General features: G+C 68.9%; 31 protein-coding genes. 19 read left to right on the forward strand and 12 right to left on the reverse strand.

Annotated features, from left to right (window positions below; translation table 11 throughout):
- From HMPREF0591_RS25535 to HMPREF0591_RS25550, 4 genes are all read left to right on the forward strand, one after another.
- Nucleotides 1-738 (forward strand): FAD-dependent oxidoreductase (locus tag HMPREF0591_RS25535; protein WP_007171615.1); only part of this gene is annotated, 738 nt, incomplete at its 5' end.
- Between the two features lie 5 nt (nt 739-743).
- Nucleotides 744-1439 carry a hydrogen peroxide-dependent heme synthase gene (hemQ, locus tag HMPREF0591_RS25540; protein WP_007171616.1) on the forward strand — a complete coding sequence of 232 codons (696 nt, stop codon included), beginning with the start codon at nt 744-746 and terminating at the stop codon, nt 1437-1439.
- On the forward strand, nt 1436-2185 hold the full coding sequence (locus tag HMPREF0591_RS25545; RefSeq protein WP_007171617.1) for a class I SAM-dependent methyltransferase: 750 nt from the start codon (nt 1436-1438) through the stop codon (nt 2183-2185). The genes hemQ and HMPREF0591_RS25545 overlap by 4 nt, the downstream gene beginning before the upstream one ends.
- Nucleotides 2186-2324: 139 nt before the next feature.
- Nucleotides 2325-3173 (forward strand): endonuclease domain-containing protein, encoded by an 849-nt coding sequence (locus tag HMPREF0591_RS25550; RefSeq protein WP_007171618.1) that lies wholly within the window; start codon nt 2325-2327, stop codon nt 3171-3173.
- 104 nt (nt 3174-3277) lie between these two features.
- Here HMPREF0591_RS25550 and msrB read toward each other — a convergent pair whose 3' ends face one another.
- From msrB to HMPREF0591_RS25570, 4 genes are read right to left on the reverse strand one after another with little or no spacing between them, the layout of a single operon-like run.
- On the reverse strand, nt 3278-3688 hold the full coding sequence (gene msrB, locus HMPREF0591_RS25555) for a peptide-methionine (R)-S-oxide reductase MsrB (RefSeq protein WP_007171619.1): 411 nt from the start codon (nt 3686-3688) through the stop codon (nt 3278-3280).
- Nucleotides 3685-4995, reverse strand: a complete 1311-nt coding sequence (gene aftC / locus HMPREF0591_RS25560; RefSeq protein WP_007171620.1) for an arabinofuranan 3-O-arabinosyltransferase — start codon at nt 4993-4995, stop codon at nt 3685-3687. Before aftC ends, msrB begins: the two co-directional genes overlap by 4 nt.
- 23 nt (nt 4996-5018) lie before the next feature.
- Nucleotides 5019-6578, reverse strand: a complete 1560-nt coding sequence (locus HMPREF0591_RS25565) for an alpha/beta hydrolase (protein ID WP_040623896.1) — start codon at nt 6576-6578, stop codon at nt 5019-5021.
- A gap of 14 nt (nt 6579-6592) precedes the next feature.
- The gene (locus HMPREF0591_RS25570) at nt 6593-7354 is read right to left on the reverse strand and encodes a pyrimidine reductase family protein (RefSeq protein WP_007171622.1); all 762 of its coding nucleotides are present in this window, start codon (nt 7352-7354) and stop codon (nt 6593-6595) included.
- Here HMPREF0591_RS25570 and zapE point away from each other — a divergent pair.
- A complete protein-coding gene (zapE, locus tag HMPREF0591_RS25575; protein WP_085981727.1) occupies nt 7353-8450 on the forward strand; it encodes a cell division protein ZapE in 1098 nt (365 codons plus the stop codon). The two genes, HMPREF0591_RS25570 and zapE, sit on opposite strands and share 2 nt — an antisense overlap.
- Here the strand turns inward: zapE and HMPREF0591_RS25580 are convergent.
- The 3 genes from HMPREF0591_RS25580 to HMPREF0591_RS25590 all read right to left on the reverse strand — a co-directional run bounded on the left by HMPREF0591_RS25580 (nt 8428) and on the right by HMPREF0591_RS25590 (nt 10285).
- The gene (locus HMPREF0591_RS25580) at nt 8428-8943 is read right to left on the reverse strand and encodes a GNAT family N-acetyltransferase (protein ID WP_007171624.1); all 516 of its coding nucleotides are present in this window, start codon (nt 8941-8943) and stop codon (nt 8428-8430) included. The two genes, zapE and HMPREF0591_RS25580, sit on opposite strands and share 23 nt — an antisense overlap.
- Nucleotides 8931-9452, reverse strand: coding sequence for a hypothetical protein (locus HMPREF0591_RS25585; protein WP_007171625.1), 522 nt, complete (start codon nt 9450-9452; stop codon nt 8931-8933). The genes HMPREF0591_RS25580 and HMPREF0591_RS25585 overlap by 13 nt, the downstream gene beginning before the upstream one ends.
- A gap of 98 nt (nt 9453-9550) precedes the next feature.
- The gene (locus tag HMPREF0591_RS25590; RefSeq protein WP_007171626.1) at nt 9551-10285 is read right to left on the reverse strand and encodes a Clp protease N-terminal domain-containing protein; all 735 of its coding nucleotides are present in this window, start codon (nt 10283-10285) and stop codon (nt 9551-9553) included.
- Nucleotides 10286-10394: 109 nt separating this feature from the next.
- On the opposite strand from HMPREF0591_RS25590, the gene HMPREF0591_RS25595 reads away from it, so the two are divergent.
- From HMPREF0591_RS25595 to HMPREF0591_RS25605, 3 genes are all read left to right on the forward strand, one after another.
- Nucleotides 10395-10727, forward strand: coding sequence for a DUF732 domain-containing protein (locus HMPREF0591_RS25595; RefSeq protein ID WP_040623897.1), 333 nt, complete (start codon nt 10395-10397; stop codon nt 10725-10727).
- Nucleotides 10728-10943: 216 nt separating this feature from the next.
- The gene (locus tag HMPREF0591_RS25600) at nt 10944-12452 is read left to right on the forward strand and encodes an alanine/glycine:cation symporter family protein (protein WP_007171628.1); all 1509 of its coding nucleotides are present in this window, start codon (nt 10944-10946) and stop codon (nt 12450-12452) included.
- Between the two features lie 82 nt (nt 12453-12534).
- Nucleotides 12535-12879, forward strand: a complete 345-nt coding sequence (locus HMPREF0591_RS25605) for a DUF732 domain-containing protein (RefSeq protein WP_007171629.1) — start codon at nt 12535-12537, stop codon at nt 12877-12879.
- A 156-nt stretch (nt 12880-13035) separates the two neighbouring features.
- Here the strand turns inward: HMPREF0591_RS25605 and HMPREF0591_RS25610 are convergent, their stop codons facing one another.
- A complete protein-coding gene (locus HMPREF0591_RS25610; RefSeq protein ID WP_007171630.1) occupies nt 13036-13239 on the reverse strand; it encodes a hypothetical protein in 204 nt (67 codons plus the stop codon).
- A 57-nt stretch (nt 13240-13296) separates the two neighbouring features.
- A complete protein-coding gene (locus HMPREF0591_RS25615) occupies nt 13297-15228 on the reverse strand; it encodes a putative alpha/beta hydrolase (RefSeq protein ID WP_040624008.1) in 1932 nt (643 codons plus the stop codon).
- A gap of 288 nt (nt 15229-15516) precedes the next feature.
- On the opposite strand from HMPREF0591_RS25615, the gene HMPREF0591_RS25620 reads away from it, so the two are divergent.
- From HMPREF0591_RS25620 to HMPREF0591_RS25635, 4 genes are all read left to right on the forward strand, one after another.
- Nucleotides 15517-15864, forward strand: coding sequence for a DUF732 domain-containing protein (locus tag HMPREF0591_RS25620; RefSeq protein WP_007171632.1), 348 nt, complete (start codon nt 15517-15519; stop codon nt 15862-15864).
- 271 nt (nt 15865-16135) lie between these two features.
- Nucleotides 16136-16771 carry a hypothetical protein gene (locus tag HMPREF0591_RS25625; protein ID WP_007171634.1) on the forward strand — a complete coding sequence of 212 codons (636 nt, stop codon included), beginning with the start codon at nt 16136-16138 and terminating at the stop codon, nt 16769-16771.
- Between the two features lie 45 nt (nt 16772-16816).
- Nucleotides 16817-17047, forward strand: a complete 231-nt coding sequence (locus HMPREF0591_RS25630) for a hypothetical protein (RefSeq protein WP_007171635.1) — start codon at nt 16817-16819, stop codon at nt 17045-17047.
- Nucleotides 17048-17167: 120 nt separating this feature from the next.
- Nucleotides 17168-17446 carry a hypothetical protein gene (locus HMPREF0591_RS25635; RefSeq protein ID WP_007171636.1) on the forward strand — a complete coding sequence of 93 codons (279 nt, stop codon included), beginning with the start codon at nt 17168-17170 and terminating at the stop codon, nt 17444-17446.
- Between the two features lie 26 nt (nt 17447-17472).
- Here the strand turns inward: HMPREF0591_RS25635 and HMPREF0591_RS25640 are convergent, their stop codons facing one another.
- Nucleotides 17473-18381 carry an IclR family transcriptional regulator gene (locus tag HMPREF0591_RS25640; RefSeq protein ID WP_007171637.1) on the reverse strand — a complete coding sequence of 303 codons (909 nt, stop codon included), beginning with the start codon at nt 18379-18381 and terminating at the stop codon, nt 17473-17475.
- 65 nt (nt 18382-18446) lie between these two features.
- Between HMPREF0591_RS25640 and HMPREF0591_RS25645 the strand changes: the two genes are divergently transcribed.
- The 6 genes from HMPREF0591_RS25645 (at nt 18447) to HMPREF0591_RS25670 (ending at nt 23635) form a co-directional block, all read left to right on the forward strand.
- Entirely contained in the window at nt 18447-19370 is a 924-nt protein-coding gene (locus HMPREF0591_RS25645) for an SDR family oxidoreductase (protein WP_040623899.1), read from the forward strand.
- Nucleotides 19371-19381: 11 nt separating this feature from the next.
- The gene (locus HMPREF0591_RS25650) at nt 19382-20185 is read left to right on the forward strand and encodes an acetoacetate decarboxylase family protein (RefSeq protein ID WP_007171639.1); all 804 of its coding nucleotides are present in this window, start codon (nt 19382-19384) and stop codon (nt 20183-20185) included.
- Between the two features lie 4 nt (nt 20186-20189).
- Nucleotides 20190-21404: an amidohydrolase family protein gene (locus HMPREF0591_RS25655; protein WP_040623900.1), complete on the forward strand. Its 1215-nt coding sequence runs from the start codon at nt 20190-20192 to the stop codon at nt 21402-21404.
- Between the two features lie 13 nt (nt 21405-21417).
- Nucleotides 21418-22686 (forward strand): amidohydrolase family protein, encoded by a 1269-nt coding sequence (locus HMPREF0591_RS25660; RefSeq protein ID WP_007171641.1) that lies wholly within the window; start codon nt 21418-21420, stop codon nt 22684-22686.
- A gap of 181 nt (nt 22687-22867) precedes the next feature.
- On the forward strand, nt 22868-23059 hold the full coding sequence (locus HMPREF0591_RS25665) for a hypothetical protein (protein ID WP_040623901.1): 192 nt from the start codon (nt 22868-22870) through the stop codon (nt 23057-23059).
- Between the two features lie 48 nt (nt 23060-23107).
- Complete coding sequence (locus HMPREF0591_RS25670) at nt 23108-23635, forward strand: Rv2253 family sensor-like surface protein (protein WP_007171643.1); 528 nt, start codon at nt 23108-23110, stop codon at nt 23633-23635.
- 81 nt (nt 23636-23716) lie between these two features.
- Here the strand turns inward: HMPREF0591_RS25670 and HMPREF0591_RS25675 are convergent, their stop codons facing one another.
- Nucleotides 23717-24016, reverse strand: coding sequence for a hypothetical protein (locus HMPREF0591_RS25675; RefSeq protein WP_007171644.1), 300 nt, complete (start codon nt 24014-24016; stop codon nt 23717-23719).
- A gap of 102 nt (nt 24017-24118) precedes the next feature.
- Here HMPREF0591_RS25675 and HMPREF0591_RS25680 point away from each other — a divergent pair, with 102 nt between their 5' ends.
- Nucleotides 24119-24451 (forward strand): hypothetical protein, encoded by a 333-nt coding sequence (locus tag HMPREF0591_RS25680; RefSeq protein WP_007171645.1) that lies wholly within the window; start codon nt 24119-24121, stop codon nt 24449-24451.
- Nucleotides 24452-24498: 47 nt separating this feature from the next.
- Here the strand turns inward: HMPREF0591_RS25680 and HMPREF0591_RS34480 are convergent, their stop codons facing one another.
- Complete coding sequence (locus tag HMPREF0591_RS34480) at nt 24499-24624, reverse strand: hypothetical protein (protein WP_279626985.1); 126 nt, start codon at nt 24622-24624, stop codon at nt 24499-24501.
- Nucleotides 24625-26093 lie beyond the last annotated feature (1469 nt).

The raw sequence follows: 26093 nt of genomic DNA on the forward strand, positions 1-26093 counted from the left end.
CCGCCGGCAACCGGCGCGCCGGTGTTCGGGGCGCTGGACGGCGGCTATCAGGTGCTGCTGGATGCGCTCGTCGAGCGCGGCCGGCCGCGCTGGGTACAGGCCGGCGTGCAGCGTCTGGAGCCCGCCGGACCGGGGTGGGCGCTGCTCGACGACACCGGCGCCCGCTGGCACGCCGATGCGGTGATCCTGGCCGTCCCGGCCCCCCGGGCGGCGCGCCTGCTCGCCGACATCGCGCCGGCGAGTGCCGCGGCCGCCGACCGGATCACCAGCGCGTCGTCCGTGGTGGTCGCCCTCGCGGTGCCGGGCGACACCCCCTTTCCGGAGTGCTCCGGCGTGCTGGTGGCCACCGGAGAGCGGTTGCACGCCAAGGCGATCACGCTTTCGTCGCGCAAATGGGGTGCCCGCGGCGGCGCCCAGCTGCTGCGGGCGTCGTTCGGTCGGTGCGGGGACGGCCTGGCCGAAACGGCGTCCGACGACGAACTGCTGGCGTGGGCGGTGGACGACCTGGCCACCGTCTTCGGCTTGCGCGTCGACCCGGTCGACGCCCGCGTGCAGCGCTGGATCGGGGCCATGTCGCAGTACGGCCCCGGCCACGCGGACCTGGTGGCCGAGATGCGCGCGGGCCTGCCGCCCGCGCTGGCGGTGGCCGGCAGCTACCTCGACGGCATCGGGGTGCCGGCCTGCGTCGGGGCGGCCGGGCGCGCGGTCGAGGCCCTCGACACCGAAGTGGCACGATAGATGCCATGGCCAAGCTCGACTACGACTCGCTGAACTCCACCATCCGCTACCTGATGTTCTCCGTCTTCTCCGTGGAGCCGGGCGAGCTCGGGGAGCAGCGCGACGACGTGATCGACGAGGCGTCGACGTTCCTCAAGCAGCAGGAGGAGCGCGGGGTGGTGGTGCGCGGCCTCTACGACGTCGCGGGCCTGCGCGCCGACGCCGACTTCATGATCTGGACCCACGCCGAACGCGTCGAGGCGCTGCAGGCCACCTACGCCGACTTCCGGCGGACGACCGCGCTGGGCCGCGCCAGTGCGCCGGTGTGGAGCAGCGTGGCGCTGCACCGGCCGGCCGAGTTCAACAAGAGCCACATCCCCGCCTTCTTGGCCGGCGAGGAGCCCGGCAACTACATCTGCGTGTATCCGTTCGTGCGGTCCTACGAGTGGTACCTGCTGCCCGACGAGGAGCGCCGCCGCATGCTCGCCGAGCACGGCATGGCCGCCCGCGAGTACAAGGACGTCCGCGCCAACACGGTGCCGGCGTTCGCGCTCGGCGACTACGAGTGGATCCTGGCCTTCGAGGCGCCCGAACTGCACCGCATCGTCGATTTGATGCGCGAGTTGCGGGCCACCGACGCCCGCCGCCACACGCGCGAGGAGACACCGTTCTTCACCGGCCCGCGGGTGGCGGTCGAGCAGTTGGTGAACTCGCTGCCATGACCCGCCCCGACGTGACCGACCCGGCCCGCTTCGAGGAGATGTACCGCGACGAGCGGACCTCGAACGGGCTGCCCACCGCCACGCCGTGGGACATCGGCGGCCCCCAGCCGGTGGTCCAGCAGCTGGTGGCGCTGGGCGCGATCAGGGGCGAGGTGCTCGATCCGGGCACCGGGCCGGGCCACCACGCGATCTACTACGCCGCGAAGGGGTACTCGGCCACCGGCATCGACGGTTCGCCGGGCGCGCTGGAGCGGGCCCGCGAAAACGCCCGCAGGGCAGGGGTTTCGGTGAACTTCGAGCTGGCCGACGCCACCAGGCTCGAGGGTCTGGAAGGCCGGTTCGACACCGTCGTCGACTGCGCCTTCTACCACACCTTCAGCACCGAACCCGAGCTGCAGCGGTCCTACGTGCAGGCGCTGCGCCGGGCCACCAAGCCGGGGGCGCGGCTGTACATGTTCGAGTTCGGGGCCCATGACGTCAACGGGTTCAAGATGATGCGGTCGTTGTCCGAGAACGACTTTCGCGACGTGCTGCCGCTGGGCGGTTGGGAGATCAGCTATCTCGGGCCGACGACCTACCTGGTGAACATCAGCGTCGAGCAGATCGAGATGATGGCCGCGCGCAATCCCGACGCGGCCGAGCAGGCGCAGGAGCTGCTGGAGCGATTCCGGGCGATGGAGCCGTGGCTCGAGGGCGGCCGGGTGCACGCCCCGTTCTGGGAAGTGCACGCCACCCGGGTGGACTGAGCCCCTCCTTCCCCGGGCCCCTGGGTCGCGGGGCCCCTCCTTCCCCGCGACACATAAACCCTTGCGACGACACGCCGCAATCTGTCGCAGAGGTTTACGTCTGGTGGATCCGCCGGGAGCCGGTTGACGTCCTTACTTCGTGGACGATGTGTTCATCGGGAGTGAGGCTGTGCGGCAGGGCAGGTTGAGCCCCTATCAGTTGCGCGTCGGGTTTCGGGCGATCTACCCCGACGTGTACCTGGGAGAGGCGGCGACACCGTCGCTGCGGACGCGCTGCGCCGGGGCGTGGCTGTGGTCGGGACGACGCGGCATCGTGGCCGGACTCGCCGCGGCCGCATTGCACGGCTCGGATTGGATCGACGACGACGCGCCCATCGAGCTCATCTGGGGCAATCAGCACGCCCCGACCGGTGTGATCACCCGCAATCAGCGGGTTGAACCCGACGAGATCACCAGGGCCGCAGGCCTGCCGGTCACGACCGCGGCGAGGACTGCGTACGACGTGGCCAGGCAATTCCCCAGGGATGAGGCGGTGGCGCGGCTCGACGCGCTGCTGCGGGCGCGCCCCTTCTGCCTCGAGGAGGTGCCGTTGCTGGCCAAGCGGTACCCGCGTGCGCGGGGGCTGCAGCGACTGCGCGCGGCGCTCCCACTCGTCGACCCGGGCGCCGCGTCGCCCAAGGAGACCTGGCTGCGGCTGCTGTTGATCGACGCGGGATTTCCGGCGCCCGAAACCCAGATACCCGTGAACGACGGCTGGCGGTTGGTCGGGGTGCTCGATATGGGTTGGGAGCGGTACAAAGTCGCGGCCGAGTACGACGGCGACCAGCATCGCACCAGCCGCCGCCAATACGCCCGGGACCATTGGCGGCTGCGCAAGATGGAAGAACTCGGGTGGATCGTCGTCCGGGTGATCGCGGAGGACAAGCCGCAGGACGTCGTCGCACGCGTTGGCGCGGCGCTCACCCGTCGCGGATGTCGCGAGATGTAAACCGTTGCGACCCGCCACGGCGTGTCGTCGCAACTGGTTATGTGTCGCGACGAGAGGGGCGGGGCGTATGTGTCGCGACAGGGTGGGTGGGCCGTGAACGAGGACTACGACCCCGCCGGCACCAGGCGCAGCGAGATCGAGTTGATGCAGTACCGCTGATCCGTCGGCGTCGGGTAGCCCTCACCCTCGAAGACGTGGCCCAGGTGGCTGTGGCAGTTGGCGCACAACACCTCCACGCGCCGCATGCCCAGTGAATCGTCGGGCCGCAGGATCACGGCGTCGGAGTTCGCCGGATCGAAGAACGACGGCCAGCCGCAGTGCGACTCGAACTTCTCTGTGCTGCGGAACAATTCGGCGCCGCAGGCCCGGCACTGATAGACGCCTTCGGTCTTGGTGTCGGTGTACTCACCGGTGAAGGGACGTTCGGTACCGGCCCGGCGCAGGACGTGAAACTCTTCGGGCGTGAGCTTCCGGCGCCATTCGTCCTCGGTCAGCTGCAGCTTCGGGCTAGTCATGTATCCACGCTAGCGCCAACTCGCCTAGCCGTCAGCCACGCCGGATCGATGCCCTCGTCCAGCCGGTTCTCGGCCTTGGCGTCCAGGTAGCGGAACAGCAGCACGGTGAACGCGACGATCAGCAGCAGCGACCAGCCGTAGGTGATCTTCAGGTAGTGCAGCGCGCGCCCGTACCGCATGTACTTGTAGATCAGCCAGTCGTCCAGCGTCATGAACCCGTAGATCCCCAGCCACGCCGGCCAGTTGCGGATCAGCGAGTTCTTCAGCACCACGGTCATCAGGAACGGGAACAGCATCATCGAGTAGTAGCCCTGGGCCAGCGGCAGCACCAGCCAGGAACACAGCAGCAGCACTCCCGACGAAGTGGTGAACCAGAACAGCGGGTCCCGGGTCCGGTAGTAGCGGTACAGCAGCCACAGCGCGCCGATCGTGATCAGCACGAACAGGACCCGCAGGAACACGATCAGCCAGGTCGGCAGGCCGAAGTACACGCCGTTGCCTTCGATCGAGCTGTTGAAGTAGTCCCGGGTGCCGCCGATGTACGGCAGCGTCTTGGTGACGAAGTCCATCGGGTCGCTGACCAACGGCCAGGCCACCGCGTTGACGACGGCCGGCACGACGAACGCGGGGATCAGCGCCCGCCACTGGCGGTTCAGCAGCGGCAGCAACAGCAGCGGCCCCAGCACCGGTTTGAGCGTGAGCGTCAGGCCGATCACCAGGCCGGCCCACCACTGATGCCCGACCTTGCCGTCCAGTAGCCAGCGCAAAAACAGCACCTCGGCCAGCAGCACGCAGCCGTTGATGTTGGTGAACACCAGCGTGCTGGTCACGCTTTCGGTGCAGAACATCGCCAGCAGCAGGGCGGGCGCGGCCACCGACGAGAGGGTGTAGTTGAACAGCCGCAGCAGCAGGTACCAGGCGATCAGGATCGCGATGGTGTTGATCAATATGAACAGGTATCTCGACGGCGTGAAGGACAGGTAGCCGAACGGCGCCATCAGCAGCGTGCCGCCGGGCGGGTAGAGGTAGTGCGGGTCGACGTAGTCGAAGTGCTCGTTGTAGATGTCCCAGCCGTGCCGGAAGTTGAGGACCGCGCGGTACACCGGCTTGAAGTCGTCGGTGATGTTGCCGTTGAGCGTCAGGATGATGCTGCGGTGCAGCACCGAGAAGATGGCCACCGGCCACAACGCGGACCGCAGGATCGTCGCGGTGCTCGGCGGGCCGTTGCGGGGACGAAAGGCGGCCAGGATCCAATCACGCAAGCCGGTTCGGGTCGAGTCAGCTGCCGTCACCAGCGCACCGTACACCGCACGCCCGCCGGGCCGGAAAATCAGGCGGGACAGTACGTGTCGGTCCCGGGCAGTTTGCCGCTGTTGACGTAGCCGATCAGCGGGGGAACCGCGCAGCTGGAGTAGATGCTGGCGCCGTGGCCGATGCCCTGCCACATGACCCGCTTGCTCGCCGCGTTGGCGTTGATGACGGTGGCCGCCGTCTGGGCGACCCCGTCGGTGCCGACGATCGGGTCGTTCTGCACGCCCAGCAGCAGCACGTCGACCTTCAACGATTTCGGCGGCGCCGGCGGTGAGCCGGTGGGCCAGTGCACGCATTTGACCAAGTTGAGCGCCGCGACGGTGCCGAAGTCCGGGTACAGCTTGGCCCACGCGACGACCAGTTCGCGCACCCGGTCCGGGGTGGGGCGGTTGACGGTGTCGCTGCAGGTGCTGACGAACTGGCCGTCGGAGTCCTGCACCGCGTCGGCGTGGTTGATCAGGCTGGTCAGCTGGTTGGTGTCGCCGGAGCGGGCGGCCGCCAGCGCGTTGGCGAGGCCGTTGGTGGCGTTGACGCGGCCGCCGGCGGGGAAGCCCAGCGCGACGGTGATGGCGCCCGCCAACTGTGCCACCGACGCGCCGGCGGGACCCTTGCCGGCGCGGGCGTCGGCCAGCAACCCGCTGACGGCGCCCTTCGGGTCGGGACCCAGCGCGCAGTTCACCGCGACGCACTGGGCCGCGAACGCGTCGAGCGCCGCCTGTTGACCCCTGACCTGTTGCTCGGCGGCGGCCTCGGCGTTGACACCCAGCGCGACTGGCGAGTCGAGTATCAGCCGGGCGACCTTGTCGGGGCGCGTGGCCGCGTAGGCCAGCGCGACCTGGGCGCCGTTGCCGACGCCGACCAGCGCGACCGCCGGCACGTCCCACAGCGTGCGCAGCCGCTCGATGTCCGAGGCGGCGTGGGCGTCGTCGTAGGCGGAGGCGCCCGGCGCGATGGCGTCGGTGCAGTTCGTGGTGGCGGTGTTGGCGACGTCCGAAAGGTTGGCGACGGGGTCGTCACCGGCCTGGAACTGCGCCTGGTCGCGCATGATCTGGCGGTCGGAGGGGTCCCGGCAGTCGATGGGGTTCGACATGCCCATGCCGCGCCGGTCGACGGCGACGATCGGGTGGGTCTGCAGCACGTCGGCGCCGCCGCGGGACAGCCAGACCGGCAGCTGCACCGAGGACGGCAGGTCCGAGCCGGTGGTGAAGACCAGCGGGGCGGCGTCGCGGGGGGTCTTGTCCGAGCGGGCGCGGACCACGCCGACGCTCACGGTGCCGGTGCCGCCGTTGACCGGATCCAGGTCCGCGTCGTAGTTCCCGCAGTCCAGCCGGACCCCGGCGGCGGGCGGGACCGCGGCGTCGCCGAACACCCGCGACGTGCAGTCGTGCCACGACAGGTCGTTCTTGGGGGCCGCAAGCGGCGGCGGACCGCTGGGTGGCGGCTTCGCGGTGCTCGCCCCCTGGGGGTGGGCGCCGGAATCGGTGGCGAACCGCGGGTCGGCGGCCAGGCCGGGGACGCAGCCGGCGACCACGGTGGTCGCCGCAATCAAGATCGTGGCGAGCGTGATCTGCCGACTCATGTCGACCACAGTAGCTAGACCTTGACGTAGCGGGTGTACAGGTAACCGGCGTCGTCGGTCAAAACGTGGGCGCGGCGCATCCGGGTCAGCAGCTGGCTGGGGCCCGTCGCGATGCGCCGGGCCAGGCCGCCCACGAGGTAGGGCGCGACGGTCAGGCAGAGCTCGTCGAGCATGTCGCGCCGGATCAGCGAGTCGAGCAGCATCGGGCCGCCCTCGGTCAGGATGCGGCGCATTCCGCGGGCGCCGAGGGTCGCCAGCAGCACGGCCTCGTCGACCGCGCCCGGGTCGTCGCCCGAGCAGTCGACCACCTCGCACACCTCGCCGAGCAGCCGCCGCGCCGGGTCGGCGGCCGCCGCGCAGGTCAGCACCAGCGGCGGCACCTCGGTCCGGGTGAACACCGCCATGTCGCGGTCCAGGCGACCCGACTTGGTGACGATCGCCAGGGGCGGGACCTCGCTCTGCCCGCGGTCCTGCCGCTGTTGGCGCTGCGCGACGCTCAGCTGGGCGCCCGAATAGCCCTCGACCCGCACGGTGCCCGCGCCGACCACGATGACGTCGGCGAGCTCACGCAGCAGGTTGAACACGAACCGGTCCCCGGGGCCGCCCATCGTCCCGCTGCTGCCGCCGGAGGTGGCCCCGCCGTCGACGCTGGCGATGAAGTTGGCCCGCACCCAGGTCCCGTCGCGTTCGGGATAGGCGTAGAGCCGGGGGAGTGCGCCGTCGTCGAGTTCGCCCACCGACCCGAGCAGCGACAGCGGCGTCTCGGGAAGGGGCATGAGATTGATTGCAGCACGCCGCTACTGTGCTGGCATGGACGGGTCCACTTCGGGGCGGGTGGCGCACCTGGTGGATCGGCATCCCACCGTGTCGCCGGAGCGGCTGATCGCCCAATTGCGGCCGCCCCCAACGTTCGCCGACGTGAGCTTCGCGTCGTACCGGCCCGATCCGGCCGAGCCGACGCAGGCCGCCGCCGTCGCGGCGTGCCGGGACTTCTGCCGCCAGGCGGTGGAACGCCGCGCGGGCCGGCGAAAACTGTTGGGCCGGCGCGTGGTGCTGCCCGGCGTCGGGTTGTATCTGGACGGCGGTTTCGGGGTGGGCAAGACGCACCTGCTGGCGTCGGCCTACTACGCGCTGCCCGGTGACGGGCCGCAAACGCCAACTCCGAAGGCGTTCGCGACCTTTGGCGAGCTGACGCAGTTGGCCGGGGTGTTCGGCTTCGCCGAATGCGTCGAGCTGCTGGCCGGCTACACGGCGGTGTGCATCGACGAGTTCGAGCTGGACGACCCCGGCAACACCACGCTGATCTCGCGGCTGCTCTCGTCGCTGGTCGAGCGGGGTGTGTCGGTGGCCGCCACCTCCAACACGCTGCCCGAGCAGCTCGGCGAGGGCCGGTTCGCCGCCCAGGACTTTCTGCGCGAGATCAACACGCTGGCAAGCATTTTCACCACCGTGCGGATCGAGGGGCCCGACTATCGGCACCGCGGCCTGCCCCCGGCGCCGCAGCCGCCGTCGGACGACGAGGTGGCCGCGCGGGCCGCGCGGGTCGACGGGGCGACGCTCGACGACTTCGACGCGCTCTGCGCGCACCTGGCCACCATGCACCCGTCGCGCTACCTGACCCTGATCGAGGGCGTGACCGCCGTCTTCCTGACCGGCGTGCACGGCATCGACGACCAGAACGTCGCGCTGCGGTTGGTGGCGCTGACCGACCGGCTGTACGACGCCGGCATCCCGCTGGTGGCGTCGGGGGAGAAGCTGGACACCGTCTTCAGCGATGAGATGCTCGCGGGCGGTTACCGAAAGAAGTACCTGCGGGCCATGTCTCGGCTCCTGGCGCTGACCGCCGGGGTCAGCGGAGGACGCGGGTCATGACGAAGTCGTTCTCCCGGCTGGCGCCGACCTGAAACGTCCTGGTGCCGCTGACGGTGAAGCCGCTCTTGGCGTAAAAGCTTTGCGCGCGTCGGTTCGCCTGGTTGACGCCCAGCCACACCCGGGCCACGCCCCATCCGCCGGCCGTGGCCAGCGCGAGGTCCATCAGCGCGGCCGCAACCCCGCTACCGTGGTGCTCGGCCGCAACGTAGATCTTGGACAGTTCCGCCGCTTCGTCGTCGACGCCGCGAATCAGCATGGCGTAGCCGATGATTCGGCCGTCGTCCGCCGCGGTGAGGATCGCCCGGCGCGGATCGGCCAGGTATTCGCCGAAGCGCGCGGCCGACAGGTTGGCGTCGACGAACACCGCGACGCTCTCGGGCGCCACCGAGGGCGGGCAGGCCAGCGCAAAGGTGCGCGCGGCGATATCGGCAAGCTCTTCAACGTCAACGGAGTCCGACGTGACGATGCGTACGGTGCGGGTCAGAGGTTCCACTGCGCGAGGTGGTAGCCCGTCTTCTTGTCCAGCAGGACCACGGTGGAGACGGGATCACGGTAGGCGTCCCAATACACTTCGCCCCGCACGACCGCCCCGTTGGGCGCGTTGGTCAGGACGTTGTCCAGCGCGTCGGGCGCATCGGTGGCCCGCGGCTTGTAGGCGTCGGCGAACGGGGTCACCCCGTCGAAGCTGAAGTTGGTCGCCATGATGAACGGGTTGGGCACCCGGACCGCGTGCACGACCACGTCCGCGCGCTCGACGCTGCTGCCGGGAAAGCCCTTGTAGGTGCCTTCGCGCGTGTAGCCGAATCCGGGCGGCGGATCGCACGGCGACACGCCCGTGACGGTGACGTCGGCGACGTAGGTGCCGGTGTCCACCCGCAGCGTGTCACCGATGTGGCCGATCGGGGCGTCACCGGCCCAGGCGCGCGGCGCCGAGACGGCGACGGCGGTGACGCTCGCGGCGGCGACGAAGAAGGCGGACAGGACAACCAGCCAACGGTGCATCTTCCCCACGTCTTCGCCTCCTCGGCACCCTTGTCCAGGGACCTTCGAATGATCGCACACGCGGTGCCGACGGCGGCAGGGGTCGGACCACACCGGGGTCAGCCCTGCGCGCGGGCCCCGAGCGATTCGAGCGCCTTGACCAGGTCGGCCTCGACGCGGTCCTTGTCCACGCCGCACCGGCGCAGCGGTCCCTCGTCGGAGGCGGAGTCATCCAGTTCGAGCAGCGCCAGCAGTAGGTGCTCGGTCCCGATGTAGTTGTGGCCTAGGCGAAGTGCTTGGCGGAAGGTCAGCTCCAGCGCTTTGCGCGCGGGCCCGCTGAACGGGATGAGGTCGGGGGTATCGGCGCCCGCCGGCGGCAGCCGCACGGCGGCGCGCAGCGCCTCGGTGTCGACCTTTTGCAGGTGCAGCAGCACCGTGGCCAGGGCGGCGGGGTCGTCGAGCAGGCCGAGCAGCAGGTGGTCGGGGGTGATCTCGGCGTTGCCCGCCTCGTGCGCGGCGTTCTGCGCGGCCACCACCGCGCCGCGCGCCCGCGGGGTGAAGCGGCCGAAGCCCTGTTCGGGGTCGAGGGTGGCGGGCTCGGCGCGGGGCACGAACCGCTTCTGGGCCGCCTGTTTGGTGACGCCCATGCTCTTGCCGATGTCGGTCCACGATGCCCCGGAGCGGCGGGCCTGATCCACGAAATGCCCGATCAGGTGGTCGGCCACCTCGCCCAGGTGCTCGGCGGCCAGCACGGCGTCGGCCAGCTGGTCCAGCGCGTCGGTGTGCACCGATTTGATCGCGTCGATCAGCTCGTCGAGGCGGACGGGGTAGGCGATGCGGGTCGGCTCGGACATATCGTCAACGGTAGGTTGACGCAGCGCCGGTGTCAACCGCGGGTTGACGATGTTACGAATTGTTTCGTCGCCTGCGGACGCGTCGCAGGTCTGGGACGATTTCGTAGTTATGAAGCTCGTTCTGACAATTGCCGGCGTGGTCGCCGGAATCGCGTTGGCCGTGCCCGCGCACGCCGACGACACCGATGACGCGTTCCTTGGCTCGCTGAACTCGGCGGGCTTCACCTATAACGATCCGGGACAGGTCATCCAGGCCGGCCACTACGTGTGTTCGGCGGCCGGCGGTGGCACCGCGATGGCGGACATCGCGACGGCGATGGTGTCCAAGGCGCCCGCACTCAGCCAGGAAAAAGCGGAGAAGTTCACCGCGATCGCGGCCAGCGCCTACTGCCCGGACGCGATCTCGTCGACCACCACCACGACCGCCAGCTCCACGTCCTGAGCAGGACCACCCGGACCGGGCGGGTTGGCGCCGTGGGTATCGACCCACGGCGCCGCTTCGTCTGGCAACCGTGCGCTGCGGCGGGCCGCGGTGCCGGACGTGATGCGCTTTTTACATACCCGCCCACTAACGGCGGGTGAACGAAACCTGTAATCAACAATTCGCCCATACCATTTCGGCGACGACCACCGGACGTAGCCGAAAGGAAGCAGGGGCTTGGACTTTCTTCAACGGCAGTTGGTCGAACCCCTCAGCAACCTCCTCAATACGCACGTTCTGATCTATCTGCTGATCGGTGGCGGGATCTATTTCACGGTGCGCACGCGCTTCATCCAGATCCGCTACTTCGGGCGCATGCTGCGCCAGCTCCGCAGGGCGCGCCACCACGACGGCGGCATCTCGTCGTTCCAGGCGTTCTGCGTGGGTCTCGCGTCGCGCGTGGGCACCGGCAATATCGCCGGCGTCGCAATCGCGCTCACCGTCGGCGGGCCCGGCGCCGTCTTCTGGATGTGGGTGGTGGCGGCCGTCGGCATGGCCACCGCGGTGATCGAGGCGACCCTGGCCCAGATCTTCAAGGTCCGGTCGGACGACGGCGCCTTCCGGGGCGGTCCCGCGTTCTACATCGAACGGGGCCTGCGGTCGCGGGCGGGCGGGGTCGTCTTCGCCATGCTGCTGGTGCTCACCTTCTCCACCGCGTTCAACATGGTGGAGACCAACGCGATCAGCGGGGTGCTGGAGTCCTCGCACGGCATCGGAGTCGGTTGGACGACAGTCGTTTTGGCGGTGCTCGCGGCGCCCGTGCTGTTCGGCGGGGTGCGGCGGGTCGCCCAGTTCGCCGGGTCGGTGCTGCCCGTGGTGGCCCTGGTGTACACGGTGCTCGCGCTGTGCATCGTGGCCGTCAACATCACCGAGCTGCCGGCGGTCGTCAGGGAGATCGTCGGCGGGGCATTCGGAATACGCCAGATGGCAGGCGGTTTCGCAGGTGGTGTGCTCGCCGCGATGTTCACCGGCGTCAAGCGGGGCCTGTTCGCCTGCGAGGCCGGGATGGGCAGCTCGCCCAACATCGCGGGCGCCGCGACCGTGGCGCATCCGGTGGAGCAGGGCCTGATTCAGGCGCTGGCCGTATTCGTCGACACGATGGTGATCTGCACGGCGACGGCCTTCATCGTGCTGCTGTCGGGCCCCGAGACCTACAACCCCGCCCGCTTGGGGGCGGTCGCCGGGGCGAGCCTGACCGAGTCCGCGGTCGCCGCCGATCTCGGGTCGTGGACCACCGTGCTGATGACCGCGGTGGTGTTCGTCTTCGCGTTCGCCTCGGTGCTGAGCAATTACGTTGTCGCCGAGGCCAATCTGTTCTACCTGGGCGGCCGCCGGCTGGCGGCCAATGTGCTGAAGGTCGTCACGCTGCTGTCCATCGCCTTCGGGGCCCTGGCCAAGCTGACGCTGGTGTGGGCGCTCGCCGACCTGACCATGGCGGTGATGGCGATCGCGAACCTGCTCACCATCTGCCTGCTGGGCAAGTGGGCGTTCGCGGCACTCAAGGACTACCACCGGCAGTTCGCGCAGGGAATGACGCCGGTTTTCGTCGCCAGCCGGGCCGGCCTGCCCGGTGTGCTCGACGGCGACATCTGGGAACCCGCGGAGCGTCGGCAGGTCGGGGCGCTGCCCGAGTCGCTGACGCTGCGGCGTCCGGTGCTGCGCCCCTCCAGCGCGCCGGCCGCGTAGCGCTGCGGGGCCGGTGAGAGTTCACCCGCCGTTCGCCCGACGAGGTGCCATTCGCGGACAGGTCTGCGACAATCGCTGCGTTATGCGATTCCTACTGGGTTTGGCCGGCGCCGCCGCCGCGATCTGCTTGGCCGCGCCGGCGCACGCCGACGTCAACAACGATCAGGATTTCCTCACCGACCTGCGAGACGCCGGCATCACCTACCAGAACGGCGACAACGCGATCACGATCGGCAAGTCGGTGTGCGAGCTGCTCGACGACGGACAGTCGTCCGCCGAGATCGTGACGCAGCTCCGCAACCAGAACCCGGCGTTCCAGGGGGCCAGCGCGGCCAAGTTCACGTACCTGTCGGCGGCTCACTACTGCCCGAAGTACGTGACCGGCGAGGGCCGCGGCCCGAAGCCGGACGGTCAGCCCGGCAACTGAGCGCGCCGGGTTACCGGCTCAGGCGGTCCGGGCCGTCCAGGTGAAGTTGTGCATGTCGGGAATCCGCGGCGCCGGCGCGGCGGCAACCAGCCGGCCGATGCGATCGGCCGCGGCCAGGGAGTGTCGGCGCGAGAAAGCCCTCCACCTCGCCCCGCGCTACTTGTCCCGCGGGGCGCGATCGCGCGGCGGCCGGGAGCGCCTGGGCAGCAGCATGAGCATCACCGGGAACCGCAGCAGCGCGTCGCGGTGGGAGATCTCGAGGAACACCGTCTCTACCTCGATGTTCCTGATCGGCTGGCGTTCCATCATCAACCGCGTCCGCAGGTGATGCGGGGTCCTCAGCCACTCGACCAAATTCATGCCCGCGACTCTACTCCCTCGACGAAAATCATTGCGGGGCAAGCGACTTGTCGGCCATCAGTTGCGGTGCCTGCCGTCGAAGAAGTGGTCGTCGGTGACAGAGCCCGCCGGGCGGTTCCATTCCGGGTCGTAGATCGCCGGGGTGCGTGGGCCCACCGTGACCGGGGGCAGCCCGGGGACCTTGATCCGGATGCCAGCGGCGCCGACGCGGTGTACGGCGGTCAGGCCGTCGGCTTTCAACGCGTCGCCGTGGCCCGAAACGATGTGGGCCATGCTGTGCAGCGCCTCGCTGCCCGGAGCGTAGTAGTGCGAATGGGCGCGGGGGTCGACGCCGTCGGAGCCGGGCACCTCGGCGCGAAAGCGCACCGATCCGAAGCCGTCGACGGCGGGGTCGGCGCCCAGGCCGGGGTCGGTGCCCGTCAGCTGCCCAAGGATGTCGCCGCCGAAGAAGTGTCCGCTCAGCCCGTCGAGCTGCCCGATCATTCCCACCGGATCGGTGGAGGCGTCGCCGACGAACACGTGGCCGCCGTCCAGGTGGAAGTCGGCGGCGCTATTGGCCGCGTCGGTGCCCGGACAGCCAAGCAGCACAGCGTCATTGGCGCGCATGCCGTGCACGGCGAAGGCGTCGGCCACCGTCGTCGACCCGTACGAGTGGCCCAGCACCGTGACGTGCTGGTCGCCGCCGAGGTGCGTCGCCCACAGGCCGTTCACGTCCTGCGCCAGCGCCGCGCCGCCTGCCCGCGCGAGGTGGGGCGTGGAGATGCGCTGGGCGTCGGAGGGGCGGTCGGGGGCGTCGTAGCCCATCCACGCGATCACGGCCGTGCGATGGTCCGGATCGGCGGCGTTGGCCTGGGCGAAGAGGTTGAGGGCGTCGTTGTGGCCGTCGTGCAGCCACCCGCCCCGGACGCTGCTGTTGGTGCCGGGCACGATCACCGCGGTGTTCTTCGCCGTGTCCGGGTCGCCGATGACGATCGCCGCGCGGCCCTTGCCGCCGAACGCCATCGGGTCGTAGGCGAACAGGTAGACCGGGTTGGGATGCAGGGCGTCGTCACCGGCGTCGTGATCGAGGCCCTGCCTGACCTCGTCGGCGTTTCGGTAGCGGGTGACGTCGGCGGCCGAGAGGCCGTATCTCGCCGGATCGCGCAGCACGTCGTCCACGGCGACGCCGGCGCGGTGGGCGGTGACACGCACCCGGTCGAGGTCCCGCGCCAGGGCGGCGGTGTTGGCGGCGTTGCGCGCGAGGACCGGAACACCGTTGAGATTGCCGATCTGGTCGGGGCTTTGGGCGATGAAGCGCTGCCGCTGCTGCGGGGTCAGCGAAGTCCACCACCGATGCACGTCCTCGGCGCCGGCGGCCGGGATCTGCGTGTCCGCGTCGATTTGCCGCAGCGACGCCGGGTCGTAGCCATCGGCGCGCAGGGCGCCCAGCGACGTCTGCAACGTCGCCGAGTACCGGTTTAGCAGTGACTTTCCTTGGGCCAGTGCGGCTTTGGTGCCGTCGATGGCGTCGTCTTCGCACGCGTGGATCAGGGCGTCGAGCGCCGCCCCGTCGGTCGCGCCGCGCCGTTGTGTTTCGACGGCCCGGACGATCAGGTCGTCGAGCTCTTGCAGCCGGGCTTCCAGGAGCTCGATCTCGCCGGCTTGGGCCCGTTGCGCCTCCGCGAGCGCCGCGGCGACGATCTCCAGGTCGGCGCCAATTTTGGGCAACTGGAGGGATTGCGCTCCCAGGGCCCTGATCACGCGCCGCACTTCGGCGGAGTCGTTGATCGGATGGTCCCCAACCTGGCGGGTCCAGGCCGCGTCGAACCGCTGGCGGGCGCGTTCGAAGGCCTCGTTCGCCTCCCGGGTGCAGCGGCCCGCACGGTGGAAAGCCGCCGCCAGATCCGAGATCTCCGACGGGCGTCCGGTCTGCAGTCCGCGGTTGATCGCCCACGGATCGCCGCCGGCTTCGGCGACGAGCGCCGGGATGCTTATGAGCCGGAGCCGCATCGCATCGCCGGCCGTTGTGCGGCACACCGGGCGTCCATGCGGGCGAACTCTAGTAGTCCACGCCGTCTCACGCGGTTCGCCAGGGGCGCCGGTTGTGGGCAACCGTCCGCCGGTGCCGCCGTGACCGATGGTCCCGAACCCGGCGGGCGGCGTTCATCGGCCGCGAAGCCGATTATTCAGCTTTTCATAAGCTGCATTTTCCCTGTGTTCCCTATTCTTCCTTCCTCTGCCGCATAGGAGTCGGCGCCGAGAGCCTCGTCAACGGCTCGAAGAAAGGATCCGGATCGCATGCCTTCACCCCGCTGGCTGTCCCGACTGGCCGTCCCCGTCATGGTCGGCGCCGCCGTCCTGGCGAGTCCCGCGATCGCGGCCGCCGATGCCAACGACGACGCCTACCTCGCTCAACTGCGTGCCCAGGGCTTCAGCTGGCCGCCGGACCACGATGCCGCCCTTGTCGGAATGGGGCGCCTGATCTGTGACGACCTGGGGTGGGGCTGGACCTACGACCAGATCGCCCAGAACATCCACAACGAGTTGGATCCGCGGAACGTGACGTTGGGCGACCTGCAATCCATGGTGAGCATCGCGCATGCGACGTATTGCCCCCTTCAGCGGTGCTGGGCCGCGCACTGCTGAAAGGGGCAGCGCCGGTCCTCCCGCGCCACAACAATGGCCGGGGTTTGTTTAAGGAATTGCGCCGGCATTTCTTACCGCCATTTGCATCACACGGCCTTTAATGCTGGTGTAGCGTCCCGATCAATTTCACAGCGGGACGTGGCAGAAAGACCGAGCGATGAAAGCAGCAATCGCGGCCGCGACGGCAGCCGTTTTTGCTCTGGGTCTGCCGAGTGCCGCGCCGGCTCATGCCGAGACCACTGCCACCGTCAAAGCGCCGACCACTCCGCGCATGAATGGCTCCAACTTGAAGTCCGGCCAAGACGGCGTGTACAACGCCGGGCAGGTCCTGGGCCTGGTGTGCCACGCCGCCGGTGAGCCGGTGCGGGGCTTCTTCAGCTACCAGATCGCCAACGGCGGCTGGGACAGCCTCTGGTACAAGACGACTGACGGCCACTATGTCGCCGACGTCGACGTCGACACGCGCACCCTGGACGCGCTGGGCCCCGACTGCGGCGGTGCAGGTGGCCGGGCCGCGTCCGCCGACCCGGCCGGTGAGGACAAGGCCGCCCGCGCGATGGCGTGGGCTCGCGGCCAGATGGCGGCCGATCCCGACAACACGGTGCAATGCGAGGCTTTCGTGGAGCAGGCCTACAACCACGCGTTCAGGTACCCGTCGGCGATGGACGCTTTCAACGATTTCAACCGCAAGGGGCTGATCCACACCAACGCCGATGGCATTCCGGAGGGGGCGCTCGTTTTCACGAGCAATCCGGGGTTCGACCACGGCACCGGGCACGTCATGCTCAGCGAGGGTAACGGCCAATACCTGACCGCCAATTACTTCACCCCGCCGCACATTCGGGAGATCAGGCCGAGCCCCAACGATTCGCAGAACATCTTTCTCGGTTGGGCGTACGCGCCGTAGCCCTTGACGCCCGGGCGCGCCGATGCCTGTGGTACGCACGTCCACATGAACAATCCTTCGCCCGGTCCGGGTTGGTGGCTGGCCTCCGACGGTAAGTGGTATCCGCAGCAGTGGGAGTACACGTGGGATTACCGGGAGGGGGACACCGCGATGGACGAGATGAAGTTGCGGGCGGACGAGCTGGGCCGTCAGGGCTGGGAGATGGTGGGTCTCGACGCCGACCACCGCGGCGCCTTCTCCGTCGCCTGCTTCTTCAAGCGGCCGGTCGCGCCGTAATCCCGGCGCCCGCGTCGATTTCGGTGTGAGGCGCGACCCACATCTGGGTAAACGACGCAGTAACGCGGCCGGGACGCGTCGGTTCTGCAGTCGGGTCATGAATGGAAAAGGCGGCGACAGATGGTTCGTCAAGAGGGTGGCCGGTGGGACGTCGGCATCAAGGACAAGGCGGTGTACCTCGAGCGGGTCTCGGACGGCGACGAGCGAGTCTTCGACGATTCGCTGGACTCCGGGGAGGCCCGCAAGTTGGCGGAGCTGCTGACGAAATTCGCGGACAAGCTCGATAACGACGACGAGGAAGAGGACGAGGACGGGGACGGGGAGGACGAGGACGACGAGGATGACGAGGGCGACGCAGACGCCGAGGACGAAGGCTCCGAAGACTCCGAGCGCCACTAGCCGACCGCGTCGGAATGCCCTGCCCGTCAGCGCATTTCGGCGCCAGGACGAGGCGCCTCGTCGGCCAGGGCCACGCTGAGCCGGCGGGTCGCGTCGGCGAGCTGCGCTCCCATCCGGGTGACCGCTTCGCCGCTCATCGGCTCGGCGCTGGGCACCAGGCTGAGCATCAGGGCGATGCCGGAGCCGGGTTCGAGGATCGGCGAGTCGATGTGGCTCACCTCGTAGGTGCGGTCCGGCTCCAGCTCGACCGGAAACCACTCCTCCTGGTGGATGAGCTCGTCGGTCAACGCCTGCGCCAGCTGGCTCAGCCGGGTCGAGCGCACCTCGGCGCTGCGCACGATCAGCGCCAGTTCCTGCAGGCGCACGTCGGGCAGCAGGTGCAGGCCGACCGCGTAGCCACGCTGCCGGGCGGCGGTGATCGCCCGGCGGTAGCGGTCACGCACGTCCTCGGGCAGCGTGGCCAGCCAGCGTTCCCGCGCCGCGGGCCCGGCCCAGGCCACCGTCGACGCTCCGTAGGGCGGGCGATGGGGGAACTGGGTGCCGATGGGCATCGGGTGACCGCCGCCGCCGCGGCTGCGCACCTGATCGACGACGGTGGAGTAGTCGTCGCTCACCGAGAAGGCGACGCAGTGGGCGCCCGTCGCGGCGGACAGCTCGGCCATCGCCGAGCGGGCCAGCACCAAGGCCGGATAGCGCCCCGCGGCCTCCCGGCCCAGGCGGACCAGAGCCGGACCGAGGTGATAGGTCTTGCGCACCGGGTCCCGCAGCAGCCAGCCGGCCCGCAGCAACTCGGACAGCATCGAGTGGCAGCTGGCCTTGTGCACGCTCAGGTGGCGGGACACCTCGGCCAGCGTCATTCCCCGGTTCCCGTCGCCGGCCAGGTGCTCGAACAGGTTCACCACCCGCTCGGTCTGCGGGGACGGCCGCGCAGCCATGGGCGCAATGGTCGCATAATGCGACCGCTTGCGCCGTTATAAGCGTCTATGTGACGATCGCCACAATGAAGGACCTTGCGGGCAAGGTGGCGGTCGTAACCGGCGGAGCCGGGGGCATCGGCCGGGCCATGGGCAGGCGTTTCGGCCACGAGGGCATGCGGGTGGTGCTGGCCGACGTCCTCGCCGAACCGCTCGACGAGGCGACCCGCGAGCTCGCCGACGAGGGCATCGAGGTGGCCGGCGTCCTCACCGACGTCACCGACTATTCCTCGGTCGAGTCACTGGCCAAGGAGGCGCTGTCGCGCTTCGGCGCCGTGCACGTGGTGTGCAACAACGCCGGCACCGGCGGGGTCTCCGAGGGTTACATGTGGGAGCACGATCTGGCCGACTGGCGCTGGGGGATCGACGTCAACGTGCTGGGCGTCATCCATGGCATCAAAGCCTTCGTGCCCCTCCTGCTCGAGCAGGGCGACGGCCACGTGGTCAATACCTGCTCGGGCAACGGCGGGTTCGCGCCGATCGCCCGGGGGGCCATGGGCGGACCGGCGACGGCGGTCTACCCGATGACCAAGGCCGCGGTGCTCTGTCTGACCGAGAGCCTCTACACCCACCTGGAGATGACGGGAACGCGGGTTCGCGCGCACGTCCTGTTTCCCGGCGGCTTCCTGAACACCGGCATCTGGGAGTCGTGGCGGCACCGGCCGCAGCGCTACGCCGCGACGCAGCAACGCCGCAGCCCCGACCAGACCCTGGCGAAGGTGGTGGCCCGCTTCGAGGCCGCGGGCGCGCATGTCGAGTTCACCCCGCTCGAGACGGTCGCCGACCTCGTGGTGGACGGGATCCGGGCGGACTGCTTCTGGATGATGGGCCCGCCCACGCCGGCCGACCAGGTCGTGAGCAGCAAGGCGGCCTCGATCCTGAATCGGGGCGCGCCGGATTACCTGGTCGACGTCCTCGGCCGAAGCGTCGGTTCGGACTCCGAAGAGTAAGGAGAGAAGCGTTGGACACCAACGTGATTCGCTACGGACCCCGCCCGCCCGAGGCGCAGGTCGACCACGAGGTCGACGCCACGAAGGCGCCGATCGCGACCGAGGCGGTGACCGTCACCTACCTCACCGATCCGGACATCGTCGCCGCCGTGCTGCCCAGGCCGCTGGAGCCGGCGGCCGAACCCCTGGTGCGGATCCAGCTGCAGCGGGTCCGGATCGAGGGCATGGCGCCGTTCGGGTCGGCGGTGTTCTCGGTGACCGCCCGGCACGGTGAAATCGAGGGCGACTATCCGCTGTTCATGCCGCAGTCCACCGAACAGTCGGTCACCGGCGGACGCGAAACATTCGGTGAGCCAAAGAAACTGGCCCACATCGAGGTGGAGCGCGACGGCGAGCGCGTCACCGCCGCCGTCGACCGTCTGGGCTATCGGCTCATCACGGTGGCCGGGCATGTCACCGGGCCGGCGGAGCTTCCGCCCGACCAGGTGAACACCGAGTTCTACTTCAAGTTCCTGCGCGCCCCGGACGGCAACGGCATCACCGACCCCCACCTGGTGTACGGCGAATACCACCGGCACTACGAGCTGCTGGAAACCATCGACGGCACGGTCGAATTGGGGGAGTCGCCGCTGGATCCGGTGGCCGACATCGCGATTCGCCGTATCACGTCCATCACCTGGTGTCGCCGGCGCACCATCCAGGTGGGCCGGATCGCGGCGCGCGTGCCGCAGGAGTGGCTGCTGCCGTACGTGCACCAGCGCTACGACGATGCGGCCCTGCTGGCCGCGCTCCGCCCCGAGCCGGCGCGGGCCTAGCGCCATGGAGCGGTACACGGTCATCTCGGCCGACTGCCACGCCGGTGCCGACCTGCTCGACTATCGCCCCTACCTCGATCCGCACTATCGCGACGAATTCGACGGCTGGGCAAAGGCTTACGTGAACCCCTTCGGCGATCTCGCCGAGCCCGACGCCGAGCACAACTGGAACAGCGACCGGCGCAACTCGGAGCTGGACGCCGACGGCATCGCGGGGGAGGTCATCTTCCCCAACACCGTGCCGCCGTTCTTTCCCCACGGGAGCCTGGCCGCCCCGCCGCCGGAGACCGCCCGGGAGCTCGAGCTGCGCTGGGCGGGCCTGCGCGCGCACAACCGCTGGTTGTCGGACTTCTGCTCGTTGTCGCCCGAGCGGCGCGCCGGGGTGGGCCAGGTCCTGCTCGGCGATCTCGACGAAGCCGTCGCGGAGGTGGCGCAGATCGCCAAGCTCGGCCTGCGCGGCGGGGTGTTGCTGCCCGGGATCGCGCCCGGCACCGGCCTGCCGCCGCTCTACGCCGAGCATTGGGAGCCGTTCTGGGCGGCGTGCGCGGAGGCGGGCCTGGTGGTCAACCACCACGGCGGCAGCGCCGGCCCCAGCCCGACCGACGGGTGGGGCAGCTCGTTTGCGGTGTGGGTGTACGAGACGCACTGGTGGGCGCACCGGGCGTTGTGGCACTTGATCTTCAGCGGCGCGCTGGATCGCCATCCGGATCTCACCGTGGTCTTCACCGAGCAGGGCTCCGGGTGGATACCGGCAACGCTGGAGTCGCTCGACGTCGCGGCGGCGCGTTACGGGCGGGCGGGTTCGGCGATCGCCCGCTTCGCCGGGCCCACTGCCGGCTCGCTGACGTGCAAGCCCAGCGAGTACTGGTCGCGCCAGTGCTACGTCGGTGCGAGTTTCATGCGCCCGGTGGAATGCGCCGAGCGCCACGGCATCGGCGTGGACCGCATCATGTGGGGCAGCGACTACCCGCACTACGAGGGGACCTTCCCCTACAGCCGAGAAGCGCTGCGGCACACCTTCAGCGGCGTCCCGGCGGCCGAGGTGGCGGCCATGGTGGGCGGCAATGCCGCGGCGGTCTACGGCTTCGACCTCGATGCGCTCGCGCCGCTGACCGACCGCATCGGCCCCACCGTCGCCGAGGTCGCCGAGCCCCTGGCCGCCGTGCCCGCCGGCGCGAGTAGCACCGCCTTCGAGCCCGACCCGATCCGCACCTGGTAGCGAAAGGACCCTAGTGGACCCGTACGTCATCATCTCCGCAGACACCCACGCCGAACTCCCGACCGAGCGATACCGCGAATACGTCGACCCCGAATACCGGGACGACTTCGAGGCCTACCTCGCCGAGAAGATCGCCGCGGCGCAGGCCGGCGGATTCATCGACGAGCAGTTCGCGCAGGAGTGGTTCTCCGAGAACGGAGAGGGCATCGCGGGCGGATGGGATGTGGCGCTGCGCGACAAGGAGCTCGACGGCGACGGGGTGGTCGGCGAGGTCATCTTTCCCGACGCCGACGCGGTGACCGGGGTGGCCGGCGCGCCCTTCGGTGCCGGGCTGGGTCAGTCGGGCGACCTGGATCCCGGGCGCGCCATGGCCGGGGCGCGGGCGCACAACCGTTGGTTGGCCGAGCTGTGCAGCCACAGCCCCGAGCGGCGGGCCGGCGTCGCGGTCGTGCCGATCCTGGCCGACGTCGACGCGGCGGTCGCCGAGATCACGCGGGCGGCCGAATCCGGGCTGCGGGGCGGGATTTTGATCCCGGCGCGCTGGGTCGGCTACCCGCCGTACCACGACCGTCGCTACGACAAGGTCTGGGCCGCCTGCCAGGACCTGCAGATGCCCGTGCACACCCACTCGGGTCCCGCCCCGCAGGAGGAGTACGGCGGGCACCTGGGCATCTATGTCACCGAGGTGCGCTGGTGGGGCGCCCGGCCGCTGTGGTTCGCGTTGTGGTCGGGCGTCTTCGAGCGCTTCCCGCGGCTGCGCTGGGGGGTCACGGAGTGCGGTGCGTTCTGGGCGAACGACCTGCTCTGGCTGATGGACACGCGGTATCTGCGCGAGCACTCGGCCAAGAAGATGAGCCATCAGATGGAGGGCGACCTGACGATGCCGCCGTCGGCGTACTTCGACCGCAACTGCTTCATCGGGGCCACCACCACCGAGCGCAGGGAGCTGGCCCGGCGCTACGAGATCGGCGTGTCCAATTTGTTGTGGGGCAACGACTTTCCCCATCCCGAGGGCACCTGGCCGCACACCCGCGAGTGGCTGCAGCGCTCGTTCTGGGACATCCCCGTCGAGGAGACCCGCCAGATGCTGGGCCTGGCGGCGGCCGAGCTGTACAACTTCGATCTGGGCGCGCTCGCCGGGCTGGCCGAGCGCATCGGCCCGACCCCCGAGGACCTCGGCCAGGACGATGCGATCAGCGTCCCGAAGTGGGAGGCGGCCCGCCGGACCGGCCGCCACTGGCTGACCGACGCCGAGCCGGTCCCCGACCTGGTGGAGAACTGAGGAAACCAGTTTTGAGAGTCTGCCGGGGGCTCGGAGTTTTCGAATGCCCTTGGCTGACGGGCTTTCCGTGCGCCTGACGATCGCTTTCACGGCCGGGGGACGGTGTTGCGGGCCGTGGAAGAATGGCGGCGATGGCCGAATCCGCACGATCGCTGACGTCAGTGCCGCCGATGGGTTGAGTGTGCCTCTGAAACGCGTTGACGAGTTGCTGCCCGGAGACAAGATCCGCATGAAGATCGGGCATGCCACCGTCGTAGCGACCGAGCCCCTCGACGACGGCCGCACCCTGCTCACCTTTGCCTACGGGACCAAGGCGCCCGCCGACAACGATCTCACCGTGGACGTCCTGGATCCCGACGAGTGGGGTTGGTGAAGGCAGAGGGCCTTGTCGGCGCGGGCTCGGGGTACGACGATGAGGGCAATGGTCGTGGACTCGGAGGAGGGTGCGATGGCCGCGGACCGCTTGAAAAACGTCGCCGGTTTATGCGCCGCCTCGCTCCCGGTCGCCCTGCCGCTGTGCCCGGCCGCCTTCGCCGACAATCCGTCCTGGAACGGCCAGTACGCGATCACCTTCATGGTCGGTCCCAAGGCCGGCACCAGCATGGCGGTCGGCAACCCGGAGGTGCAGCACACCGAGACCTACGGCTTCCGATCGAGCTGCACCAACGGCAAGTGCGTCGCCACCATCGTCAGCGGCCCGCCGCCGAGCAACCCGACGGTTCCGCAGCCGGTTCAGTTCACCTGGGATGGAAAGTCCTGGTCGCAGGTCAGCGATTTCCAGTGGGACTGCATGATGCCCGACACCTCGATCGAATGGAATCCGGCCCGGGCCACGGTGCGCTACACGCCGCAGCCCGACGGGTCGCTGGACGGGCTGATGCACACCGACATCTTGAGTGGCGCGTGCCAGGGCACCATCGACATGGGCATGAAGGCCGAGCGCGTGTGAACGGGGAGCGCCGGTCTAGTCAAAAACCTTGGCGCACAACGCGTTGCGCTGGTAACTAGCGATTTCGCGGGGCGTTTGCGGCTAGCTGGGCCGGTTGGCCATGAAGCACTGCACCTGCTTGACGGCGTCCTCCGGCTTGACGCCCATCTCCACCAGCCGTTGAGCCACCTGCTCTTGGGGCACACCGCCATCGATATCCGTCGCCATCACATGGACGCTGGGAAACCAGTTCTCCGCGCTGACCCCCGGCGGCGGCGGCTTCGCATCGCCCCCGAGGCACTGAACGTAACCGTTGACGCCCGTCTCGGCCCGAGCCGGCGACGACCCCAGCGGCACAGCGACGGCCATGCCGACCGCCGCCGCGACATAGATGAAACGCATCCCCGCATTATCCCGCGTTTGCGCTCGTGCGGAAGACCCGTTTCGACGCCGGCCCGCAGTGTCAGGCGCGAAGCCAGCCCGCGGCGATGAGATCATGAGCGGATGACCACCCAAACCTGCCTGGGTTGTGGCCTGCAAACCCGCTACTCGTACGGGCGCACCTGCATGGGTTGCGGCCTGGAAACGCGTTACTCGTACGGGAGCCGTCCGGATCTTTACGAGCGGGCCGCCGCGGCGTCCGCGGCCCTGACGAGGATCATCAGCCTGACCGACCGGCATCCCACGGCGGCGTTGGCGGTGACGGTGCCGGCCGTGATCATCGGCCTGGCCGCGGTCGCCGCGTACCCGTTCGTGTTCGTGCCGTTGCTGGTTCTGCTCGGCGTGGCCTTGGTGGCGTCCGCCCGCTACGAGGAAGGCCGCAACCCCTCGAAGTAGTTGGCTGGTGGCACCGACACCCGACGAGGGGCCACCAGCGCTGGTGGTCAGCAGCCGACCGGGCCGCCGCCCGCCGGGCAGGTGGGAATGTTGATGGGTATGCAGCTCACCGAGGTCGTCGAGACGGTGAACGCGAGAAGTACTGCAAGCAAGATTTTCTTCCCCCTGATCATGAGCTGAAAGCTTACGCCCAGCAGGGACCCTGGCAGTGTGCGTCAGGGCCAGTTCGGCGGTGAGGGTCCATGGTCGTATAACCACGTGCCGGTGCGGTTGGAGGCGTTGCGGGCGGGGCGGCCGGTTAACGTGCCGACCGGGTCGTTGCCGGGTTGGGCCAGAGCTGGAGCGCCACGGCGGAAAGGTCGCTTCGGTTTCGCCACGATCTACCCGGCTCGGGCGGTCATGGGGCCGGGCGACACGATCGTCTGGTCCGACGTCGACTGGGCGCGAGTGTTTCTCGAGGAAATCGGAGAGGCGTAGCGACCACGTTTGGCTCGTGGTAGTGGTCGTCGAAGGCGGGTGGCGTATTGACTCCTGGTGTGGGCTTCCGTGCAGTTGCGCGTGCTTGTTTAATTAAGTTCGCGCTGCCACGTTCGCCTCAAGCGGAGGAGTTTCGACGATGTCAGAATCAGCAAATAAAGGTGAGACTCCGCCCCCCCAGCAGGTTGACGCTTCCAGTGGCGCACAGCCTGCTCCCGCGCCAGGTCCAGCTCCCACCAATACTGGTCCGGATGGCAAAGACAAGAAACCGTGGTGGAGAAGGTGGGGATTGCCGTGGTTGTTCGGCGCAATTTGCGGAGGTCTGTTCTCGACGATTTTCGATGTAAATGTCGGCGAACACATCAAAGCATGGTTGACCGGGAGGGACCCACTCGACATCATCGTCTCGACTGCGCTTCCGACCCGCGCTCCTAATATCTGGAAGTTGGTAGTCGAGGATACAAATCAGCTGCCAAACCTGGGGCCGAGGCCACTATTTCCGCCGGGGGCGGATTGCGAGAAGCTTTGGGAGGCAGGCAAACAAGCGCACGGCGTATACCCTGACTTCGCTCGCTATGAGGTTGTATTGCACGGGAAGGCAACAAGTGGCGTCTCAATCGCCAATCTGCGAGCAATAATCACCGAGCGGGCTCCCGCAGCCAATGGCGCGCTAATGAGTTGCAAGGCCCCAGCGCCCGCGCCACCTGGCCCCCCTTCGCATCCCTTTGGGACGGACGTTAGCGGGCCTGCGACAGCCACCGGTTTCTACTTTGATTTAGGGCGATCAAACTCGGATGAAGCACTGGGCACAAACCTGGACACCAGCAACCATGCAGGCTCGGACTCTAACCAGTTCTCGGGTGGGTTCAGAATTAATGTTGCCTTAAATGAGACTGTGATAATAGAGGTGAAAACGCTACTTCCGCGTGACGCAGTTCACTGGCGCATCCAGGCCGACGCTGACGTCGATGGGAAACGCAAAGCAATCGACATAACGGACGGCGGCAGCGATTTTCATAGCCCTGGACAACTCGATGATGACAAGTACAAGCTGGTCTATCGGGGCGGTTCGGATCCCGGAAACTGGCCTACGACGTAAGTCTTAGGACGCGCACCAAGGCTTTCACTTAGTGGCGGCGGTCATCGCCTTCGCGCAAGAGTTGGC

This window comes from Mycobacterium parascrofulaceum ATCC BAA-614, assembly GCF_000164135.1.
Taxonomy (GTDB): Bacteria; Actinomycetota; Actinomycetes; order Mycobacteriales; family Mycobacteriaceae; genus Mycobacterium; species Mycobacterium parascrofulaceum.

Coding starts and splice junctions, on each gene's coding strand:
- HMPREF0591_RS25585 (WP_007171625.1), bottom strand. CDS start 9,452: ATGCACCGTTGGCTGGTTGTCCTGTCCGCCTTCTTCGTCGCCGCCGCG.
- zapE (WP_085981727.1), top strand. CDS start 7,353: ATGAGATTGATTGCAGCACGCCGCTACTGTGCTGGCATGGACGGGTCC.
- HMPREF0591_RS25640 (WP_007171637.1), bottom strand. CDS start 18,381: ATGGCTGCGCGGCCGTCCCCGCAGACCGAGCGGGTGGTGAACCTGTTC.
- HMPREF0591_RS25590 (WP_007171626.1), bottom strand. CDS start 10,285: ATGTCCGAGCCGACCCGCATCGCCTACCCCGTCCGCCTCGACGAGCTG.
- HMPREF0591_RS25670 (WP_007171643.1), top strand. CDS start 23,108: ATGGTCGTGGACTCGGAGGAGGGTGCGATGGCCGCGGACCGCTTGAAA.
- HMPREF0591_RS25680 (WP_007171645.1), top strand. CDS start 24,119: ATGACCACCCAAACCTGCCTGGGTTGTGGCCTGCAAACCCGCTACTCG.
- HMPREF0591_RS25625 (WP_007171634.1), top strand. CDS start 16,136: ATGAATGGCTCCAACTTGAAGTCCGGCCAAGACGGCGTGTACAACGCC.
- HMPREF0591_RS25570 (WP_007171622.1), bottom strand. CDS start 7,354: ATGCCCCTTCCCGAGACGCCGCTGTCGCTGCTCGGGTCGGTGGGCGAA.
- HMPREF0591_RS25655 (WP_040623900.1), top strand. CDS start 20,190: ATGGAGCGGTACACGGTCATCTCGGCCGACTGCCACGCCGGTGCCGAC.
- HMPREF0591_RS25605 (WP_007171629.1), top strand. CDS start 12,535: ATGCGATTCCTACTGGGTTTGGCCGGCGCCGCCGCCGCGATCTGCTTG.
- HMPREF0591_RS25620 (WP_007171632.1), top strand. CDS start 15,517: ATGCCTTCACCCCGCTGGCTGTCCCGACTGGCCGTCCCCGTCATGGTC.
- HMPREF0591_RS25675 (WP_007171644.1), bottom strand. CDS start 24,016: ATGCGTTTCATCTATGTCGCGGCGGCGGTCGGCATGGCCGTCGCTGTG.
- hemQ (WP_007171616.1), top strand. CDS start 744: ATGGCCAAGCTCGACTACGACTCGCTGAACTCCACCATCCGCTACCTG.
- msrB (WP_007171619.1), bottom strand. CDS start 3,688: ATGACTAGCCCGAAGCTGCAGCTGACCGAGGACGAATGGCGCCGGAAG.
- HMPREF0591_RS25545 (WP_007171617.1), top strand. CDS start 1,436: ATGACCCGCCCCGACGTGACCGACCCGGCCCGCTTCGAGGAGATGTAC.
- HMPREF0591_RS25630 (WP_007171635.1), top strand. CDS start 16,817: ATGAACAATCCTTCGCCCGGTCCGGGTTGGTGGCTGGCCTCCGACGGT.
- HMPREF0591_RS25595 (WP_040623897.1), top strand. CDS start 10,395: ATGAAGCTCGTTCTGACAATTGCCGGCGTGGTCGCCGGAATCGCGTTG.
- HMPREF0591_RS25615 (WP_040624008.1), bottom strand. CDS start 15,228: ATGCGGCTCCGGCTCATAAGCATCCCGGCGCTCGTCGCCGAAGCCGGC.
- HMPREF0591_RS25610 (WP_007171630.1), bottom strand. CDS start 13,239: ATGAATTTGGTCGAGTGGCTGAGGACCCCGCATCACCTGCGGACGCGG.
- HMPREF0591_RS25565 (WP_040623896.1), bottom strand. CDS start 6,578: ATGAGTCGGCAGATCACGCTCGCCACGATCTTGATTGCGGCGACCACC.
- HMPREF0591_RS34480 (WP_279626985.1), bottom strand. CDS start 24,624: ATGATCAGGGGGAAGAAAATCTTGCTTGCAGTACTTCTCGCGTTCACC.
- HMPREF0591_RS25645 (WP_040623899.1), top strand. CDS start 18,447: ATGAAGGACCTTGCGGGCAAGGTGGCGGTCGTAACCGGCGGAGCCGGG.
- HMPREF0591_RS25635 (WP_007171636.1), top strand. CDS start 17,168: ATGGTTCGTCAAGAGGGTGGCCGGTGGGACGTCGGCATCAAGGACAAG.